This is a genomic window from uncultured Actinomyces sp. (assembly GCF_963526355.1).
GTDB lineage: Bacteria > Actinomycetota > Actinomycetes > Actinomycetales > Actinomycetaceae > Actinomyces.
The window spans coordinates 1-5,937 of record NZ_CAUROW010000105.1 but is presented as its reverse complement, the minus strand read 5'-3'; the positions used below and the strand labels follow the sequence as shown (position 1 = coordinate 5,937).

10 protein-coding genes, 1 tRNA gene and 1 pseudogene are annotated in these 5,937 nt (G+C 67.6%); 10 read left to right on the top strand and 2 right to left on the bottom strand.

The window, feature by feature from the left end; all coding sequences use genetic code 11:
• From RWR81_RS12010 to RWR81_RS11965, 10 genes and pseudogenes are all read left to right on the top strand, one after another.
• A tRNA-Trp gene (locus tag RWR81_RS12010) sits at positions 1 to 73 on the top strand.
• Between the two features lie 97 nt (positions 74 to 170).
• The gene (secE, locus tag RWR81_RS12005; RefSeq protein ID WP_314457967.1) at positions 171 to 407 is read left to right on the top strand and encodes a preprotein translocase subunit SecE; all 237 of its coding nucleotides are present in this window, start codon (positions 171 to 173) and stop codon (positions 405 to 407) included.
• Between the two features lie 129 nt (positions 408 to 536).
• The gene (nusG, locus tag RWR81_RS12000; RefSeq protein ID WP_314457966.1) at positions 537 to 1,418 is read left to right on the top strand and encodes a transcription termination/antitermination protein NusG; all 882 of its coding nucleotides are present in this window, start codon (positions 537 to 539) and stop codon (positions 1,416 to 1,418) included.
• 267 nt (positions 1,419 to 1,685) lie between these two features.
• Complete coding sequence (gene rplK, locus RWR81_RS11995; RefSeq protein WP_009233246.1) at positions 1,686 to 2,117, top strand: 50S ribosomal protein L11; 432 nt, start codon at positions 1,686 to 1,688, stop codon at positions 2,115 to 2,117.
• A 98-nt stretch (positions 2,118 to 2,215) separates the two neighbouring features.
• Entirely contained in the window at positions 2,216 to 2,905 is a 690-nt protein-coding gene (gene rplA / locus RWR81_RS11990) for a 50S ribosomal protein L1 (protein WP_314457965.1), read from the top strand.
• Between the two features lie 330 nt (positions 2,906 to 3,235).
• The gene (locus RWR81_RS11985; RefSeq protein ID WP_314457964.1) at positions 3,236 to 3,571 is read left to right on the top strand and encodes a metalloregulator ArsR/SmtB family transcription factor; all 336 of its coding nucleotides are present in this window, start codon (positions 3,236 to 3,238) and stop codon (positions 3,569 to 3,571) included.
• Complete coding sequence (locus RWR81_RS11980; RefSeq protein WP_314457963.1) at positions 3,564 to 3,998, top strand: SRPBCC domain-containing protein; 435 nt, start codon at positions 3,564 to 3,566, stop codon at positions 3,996 to 3,998. The genes RWR81_RS11985 and RWR81_RS11980 overlap by 8 nt, the downstream gene beginning before the upstream one ends.
• Positions 3,999 to 4,019: 21 nt before the next feature.
• Positions 4,020 to 4,391 (top strand): TfoX/Sxy family protein, encoded by a 372-nt coding sequence (locus RWR81_RS11975; protein WP_314457962.1) that lies wholly within the window; start codon positions 4,020 to 4,022, stop codon positions 4,389 to 4,391.
• Positions 4,388 to 4,513: pseudogene (locus RWR81_RS11970) on the top strand (DUF2461 domain-containing protein); the annotation flags it as partial. The gene RWR81_RS11975 and the pseudogene RWR81_RS11970, both read left to right, overlap by 4 nt.
• Before the next feature lies 1 nt (position 4,514).
• On the top strand, positions 4,515 to 4,868 hold the full coding sequence (locus tag RWR81_RS11965) for a DUF2461 family protein (protein WP_314457968.1): 354 nt from the start codon (positions 4,515 to 4,517) through the stop codon (positions 4,866 to 4,868).
• Here the strand turns inward: RWR81_RS11965 and RWR81_RS11960 are convergent.
• On the bottom strand, positions 4,861 to 5,607 hold the full coding sequence (locus RWR81_RS11960; RefSeq protein WP_314457961.1) for an A24 family peptidase: 747 nt from the start codon (positions 5,605 to 5,607) through the stop codon (positions 4,861 to 4,863). The genes RWR81_RS11965 and RWR81_RS11960 overlap by 8 nt on opposite strands.
• A 121-nt stretch (positions 5,608 to 5,728) precedes the next feature.
• Positions 5,729 to 5,937 (bottom strand): hypothetical protein (locus tag RWR81_RS11955; RefSeq protein ID WP_314457960.1); only part of this gene is annotated, 209 nt, incomplete at its 5' end.

Sequence of the window (5,937 nt, the reverse complement as noted above, 5' to 3'; positions counted from 1 at the left end):
AGGGCAGTGGCGCAATTGGTAGCGCACCGGTCTCCAAAACCGGCGGTTGTGGGTTCGAGTCCCGCCTGCCCTGCTGAGAACGGCGGATCTGTCGGGAGATCCCGTCGGTTTCGTCTTTCTCCCCGCTGTGCGGGAGCTGACCTGACCGTCGACCCTGAGGACCCAGATTCATGAGCGAGAGCGCACGCGCCGCGGCAGGCAAGCCGGACCGGAAGCGCGGCTTCTTCGGGCGCATCGCCCTGTTCATCCGCCAGGTCATTGACGAGTTGCGCAAGGTCGTCTGGCCCACCATGAACGAGCTGTGGACCTACTTCACAGTGGTCGTTATTTTCATCCTTGCCATCATGGCCTTCACCGGGGTGCTGGACTTCGCCTTCAACCGGGCCGTCATGTGGCTCTTCGCCTGATCTCCTGGCGGCGGCTGCGCCTTCCTCATGGGTGGCCGGTTCCGTCCCTGACCGCTTCTCTCACCATTGCTGTCGTTCGGGCAGCCCGTCGCATCCGCTCGTCTTACGCCACTGGAAAGCAGGTACACCATGTCTGAGGACGTCTCCTCGCAGACCACCCCCGACGACGTCGAGACCCCCGCCCCGCTCGTCGCCGACGACGTCGAGGTCGCTGAGACTGACGACTTCGTCGATGTGGCCGAGGCCGAGGGCACGGACGGCCCCGCGGAGGCGGTCCCTGTTGCGGTCGACGAGGTCGTGGAGGGCGCTGGCGCGGCCGAGTCGCCCCAGCCGACCCGGGACGCTCCCGTCGTCGACCCGCTGGCCGAGTTCCGTCGCCAGATGTCGGCCCTGCCGGGGCAGTGGTATGTGCTGCACACCTACTCCGGCTACGAGCGCCGCGTGGCCGCCGACATCATGGCCCGCGCCGAGAACTTCGAGGTCGAGGACTACATCTTCGACGCCACCGTCCCCATGGAGACGGTCATCGAGATCAAGAACGGCAATAAGAAGAAGGAAGTCTCCCGGGTGCGCATCCCCGGCTACGTGTTCGTGCGCATGGACCTGGATGACCCGGAGACCTCGGACAAGGTGTGGCGCACCATCAAGGACACCCCGGCCGTCACCGGCTTCGTGGGGGACCGGTACAACCCGGTCCCGCTGACCTTCGAGGAGGCCGTCGCCCAGCTCGGCCCCACGCCGGAGGAGATCGCCGCCAAGGAGGCCGCCGCCGTCGAGGCCACCGCCGCCCTCGAGTCCGGCTCCGGAACCCAGATCACCACCGGTGGCCAGGTCTTCGAGGTCGCCTTTGAGGTCGGTGAGTCCGTCATCGTCACCGACGGCCCCTTCGAGTCCCTACCGGCCACGATCTCCGAGATCCAGCCTGAGACCCAGAAGCTCCAGGTGCTCATCTCCCTGTTCGGCCGCGACACCCCGGCCGAGCTCTCCTTCGCCCAGGTCGCCAAGATCTGAGACCCACCTGAGGCGGGGCTCCCGTCATCCGCGGTGGTCCGACGGTGCATGTCCTGTGCTGTCGGATCACGCGCCATCCGGGTCGAGAGACTCGGCGGCGAAGGGGGCGGGAGTTGCGTATCACAGGGCTTTGTCCTGTGATACCACGCACGCGCGCCCTGAGGTGGCTCCGCGGAGGGCTACGATGAGCGCTTGTGCGTGCGCATGCACCCACGGCTGCACGGCAGGCGTGCAGCACATCCGGACAAGTAAGAAGGACCCATTCCTATGGCCCCCAAGAAGAAGGTCGCCGGGCTGATCAAGCTCCAGATCCAGGCCGGCCAGGCCAACCCCGCACCGCCGATCGGCCCCGCCCTGGGTGCCCACGGCGTCAACATCATGGAGTTCTGCAAGGCGTACAACGCGGCGACTGAGTCGCAGCGCGGCAACGTCATCCCCGTGGAGATCACCGTCTACGAGGACCGCTCCTTCACCTTCATCACCAAGACCCCGCCGGCCGCCGAGCTCATCAAGAAGGCCGCGGGCGTCCCCAAGGGCTCCGCCACCCCCCACACCGTGAAGGTGGCCTCCCTGACCCAGGCTCAGGTGCGTGAGATCGCCGAGTCCAAGATGCCCGACCTCAACGCCAACGACGTCGAGGCCGCCGCGAAGATCATCGCCGGCACCGCCCGCTCCATGGGCATCACCGTCGAGGCCTGAGGCACCCGCCGGCCTGTCGGCCCTCTCAACTCAATCCCCATACGAACCCGTGGAAGGGCCTCGCGCGGCCCGAACACCACGACTGCAAGGAGAAGCAGATGACCAAGCGCTCCAAGGCCTACCGCGCCGCGGCTGAGAAGATCCAGTCCGGAGTCCTCTACACCCCGGCCGAGGCCATTCACCTGGCCAAGTCCACTTCCATCACGAAGTTCGACGCCACCGTGGACGTCGTCTTCCGTCTGGGCGTCGACCCCCGCAAGGCGGACCAGATGGTCCGTGGCACCGTGTCCCTGCCGCACGGTACCGGTAAGACCGCACGCGTCGTCGTCTTCGCCCAGGGCGAGCGGGCCGAGCAGGCCCTTGCCGCCGGCGCGGACGAGGTCGGCGGCGACGAGCTCATCGAGAAGGTCGCAGGCGGCTACACGGACTTCGACGCTGCTGTGGCCACCCCCGACCTCATGGGCAAGGTCGGCCGCCTGGGCCGCGTCCTGGGCCCCCGCGGCCTCATGCCCAACCCCCGCACCGGCACCGTGACGATGGACGTGGCCAAGGCCGTCTCCGACATTAAGGGCGGCCGTATCGAGTTCCGCGTGGACCGCGCCTCCAACCTCCACTTCATCATCGGCAAGGTCTCCTTCTCCGAGGAGCAGCTGACGGAGAACTTCCAGGCCGCCCTGGAGGAGGTCCTGCGTCTCAAGCCCGCGACCTCGAAGGGCCGCTACATCCTCAAGGCCTCGATGACCACCACCATGGGTCCCGGCATCCCGATGGACGTCACCAAGGCCTGAGGCTCTTTCCTCTTTCACGACGGCGTCGGCCGCCTCCCGCACAAGGGGGGCGCGCGGCGCCGGTTCGAGGCCCGGGTGCTCGTGCCCCAACAGTCGGAGGGGGCCGCCATTAATGCGAACGCCCCGGTCGCGGGTGGGCGCCGTGCCGGCTGACTCCGCCCGGACCTCGTGGGGAAAGCACGTCCTCGACCACTGCCGGAGCGCCAGCTGACATGACCTCTAGGAGATCGTGAGCTAACCGCGAGGAGCGGCTGCACACTCATCATACAAACAGAATCGAGTACAAAAGAATGTTTGTGTTAGGGTGGGTCATCGAGCTGAGGAGGTTGTATGGGGGCGGCGGAGGTGATCGACGTCGATGTGGCGCTGCGGGCGCTGGCCGATGGGAACCGTCGGGCGATCCTGCGAGTGATCCGCTCCGGTCCCCAGCCGGTCGGCGCCGTTGCGTGGGCGGTCGGGCTGTCGCAGCAGGCCGCCTCGCACCATCTTCGGGCTCTTCAGAAGGCGGGTCTGGCGACCGTCACCGCTGATCGCACGCGCCGTCTGTACGTGCTCAACACGGATGGGCTCGCGGCGGTGCGCTCCTACCTCGATGACTTCTGGCCCGAGAGGCTGGCGGCTCTCAAGGCCGTCGTCGAGCAGCGAGAGGAGAAGCAGCATGGCTGAGTTCCGGGACTCCATCGAGATCGAGGCGCCCCCGCAGGCGGTATTCGAGTACCTCACGACCAACGAGGGCATGACGGCGTGGATGGGGCAGTACGCCGATCTCGATCCGACGCCGGGTGGCCGGTTCGCGGTCGATATCGCCGGCCACCCCGTGCGGGGCGAGTACCTTGTGGTCGAGCCGTTCAAGCGCGTGGTGGTCTCGTGGGGTTTCGCCGGCAGTGATGAGCTGCCCGTCGGTGCGTCCAGGGTCGAGTTCCTCCTGACGCCGATCACCGGCGGCACGCGTGTGGATCTGCGCCACGTCGATCTGCCCGAGCCCGAGGTCCGCGGGCACGCGCACGGCTGGGCCCACTTCATGTCCCGCCTCAAGGTCGCCGGTGCGGGCGGGGACGCCGGTGCGGACCGCTGGCGACCCCTGACCGACTGACCGCCGACGGGAGGCGAAGCCATGGCAGCAATGACACCCGAGCAGCACCACCTCGTTCAGCGTGTCCGCGCGCTGGTCAATGATGAACCGGACGTGCGCGAGGTGTCCATGTTCGGAGGCCGCGCAATCATGGTCAACGACACCATGATCGTCAGTGTCGGAAGGAGCGGGGACCTCCTGGTGCGCGTCGCCGCCGACCGCTATGAGGCGCTCCTGGCCGAGCCCGGTGCCGAGCGGGCCCGCATGGGGGCCGGGCGAGTCATGGGGCCCGGCTGGATCACCGTCGCCCCCGAGGTCGTTGCCGACGACGCCCACCTCGCCTTCTGGGTCAACGTGGCCATGCGCCACAACCGCGCACTCACCGGCGGGGAGTCAGAAGGCAGGAAGTCGTGAGCGGCTTCCAAGGACTACCGGCGGCCCGGCGCGAGTTCTTCGCCGACCTGGCGCAGGACAACTCGAAGGACTTCTGGGACGCTAACAGACGGCGTTGGCGGCGGGACGTGAAAGCACCCATGAGTGCACTGGTCGACGAGCTCTCCAACGAGTTCGGCCCTTTGCGCATGTTCCGCCCCAACCGCGACCTGCCGGCCGCTGAAGAACGCACCGCGCGGCTGGCCGACCGACCATCCCCGCATCAACTTCTTGAAATGGAAAGGGCTGGCAGTCATTCGGCAGTGGACCCCCGATGCCTGGATGCTCACTCCTCACGTGCGCTCCCGGATCCGAGCCGTCTGGGCCGCCGCCGATTCTCTCAACAGAGTCCAGCGCCGGCACCCTCGCTCTGGTGAGCAGTCCTTATCATCACGATGCTCTGCTCGTGGTTCCGTGCACTTCTCCCCGCGGGGTGATGGCCATCCCCATGTCAGCTGATCGCCAGGGGCCAGGCGAGTAGTGCGCCGGCGATGAGGTAGGGGCCGTAGGCCATCGGATCCTTACGCGATGCTCGGCGGGTGACGAGCAGGAACAATGCGGCAATCCCGCCGAGGAAGACTCCTGCGCACAGTCCGAGGGCGAGCATCCAAGGATTGAGCCACCCCAGCCACAGCCCGATGACGGCGCAGAGCTTGACATCGCCCATTCCCATGCCGGTGCCGATCAGTGCCAGCGTCAGGCTGACCGCGCCCGTCACGGCCGCCAGCAGCAGGGCCCGCCAGCATGCGTGAAGGTTCTCCGGCTGCCAGATCGCGGCGGCCGTTCCGCAGGCGAGCAGCCAGGCCGTGACCGATCCCAGGATCCGATTGGGCAGGAGGTGGGCGACGCCGTCGACGCCGGCCGCGCATCCCAGGAGAGCGTGAACCGGAAGAGCGACGAGTGTCGCCCCGATGGCGCCCGCCCGCACGCCCCACCATGCGCACCAGCAGCACAGGGCGAGAGCCAGGAGCGCCTGGGGTCCCCGCTCCAGCAGACCGGGATGCTTCAGTGCCGGAGGCGCCGGAGTCGTTCGTGACTCCCCGCTGTCGGAGACATCGGAGACATCGGAGACGCCGGGGACGGTGCTGGGTGAGGGGCGCCTGATGTAGCTCCTGGCCCATGCCGATACCGGCCCTGCGACGAGTGCCACGCAGGCCGCGGCGACGATCGGCAGCATCCAGAACTGACTCACTGACATCCAAGAACCTTTCGACTGACGGGGCAGTGGGGTGGAGGCTGCGTGACTGAGGGCTGCGATGATTGTCCACCATCCTTCCTGTAGCGGTTCTGCCTTGAGGGTACGGAGATGAGGGTGTCCATTACCACGCCTCCACCCTGCCGTTGTCCCTGGCGCCGGCCGGTTGCGGACGGGTAGCCTGGTCGGCGGTGCCCGCTGGCGGGTCACCGTTTCTCCATTCCGTTCCCAGTGACGTCGGCTCCGAGCTCAGGCCCTCGCGGTCTGTTCGGCTCTGCTCGACATCGTGACGCGGGTCTGCCGCGGCGGGAACCGACGGGCCCCTGACTGCGG

Excerpts from the sequence above, each read along its gene's own strand:
- secE (WP_314457967.1), top strand. The coding sequence starts at position 171 with ATGAGCGAGAGCGCACGCGCCGCGGCAGGCAAGCCGGACCGGAAGCGC.
- nusG (WP_314457966.1), top strand. The coding sequence starts at position 537 with ATGTCTGAGGACGTCTCCTCGCAGACCACCCCCGACGACGTCGAGACC.
- rplK (WP_009233246.1), top strand. The coding sequence starts at position 1,686 with ATGGCCCCCAAGAAGAAGGTCGCCGGGCTGATCAAGCTCCAGATCCAG.
- rplA (WP_314457965.1), top strand. The coding sequence starts at position 2,216 with ATGACCAAGCGCTCCAAGGCCTACCGCGCCGCGGCTGAGAAGATCCAG.
- RWR81_RS11985 (WP_314457964.1), top strand. The coding sequence starts at position 3,236 with ATGGGGGCGGCGGAGGTGATCGACGTCGATGTGGCGCTGCGGGCGCTG.
- RWR81_RS11980 (WP_314457963.1), top strand. The coding sequence starts at position 3,564 with ATGGCTGAGTTCCGGGACTCCATCGAGATCGAGGCGCCCCCGCAGGCG.
- RWR81_RS11975 (WP_314457962.1), top strand. The coding sequence starts at position 4,020 with ATGGCAGCAATGACACCCGAGCAGCACCACCTCGTTCAGCGTGTCCGC.
- RWR81_RS11960 (WP_314457961.1), bottom strand. The coding sequence starts at position 5,607 with ATGTCAGTGAGTCAGTTCTGGATGCTGCCGATCGTCGCCGCGGCCTGC.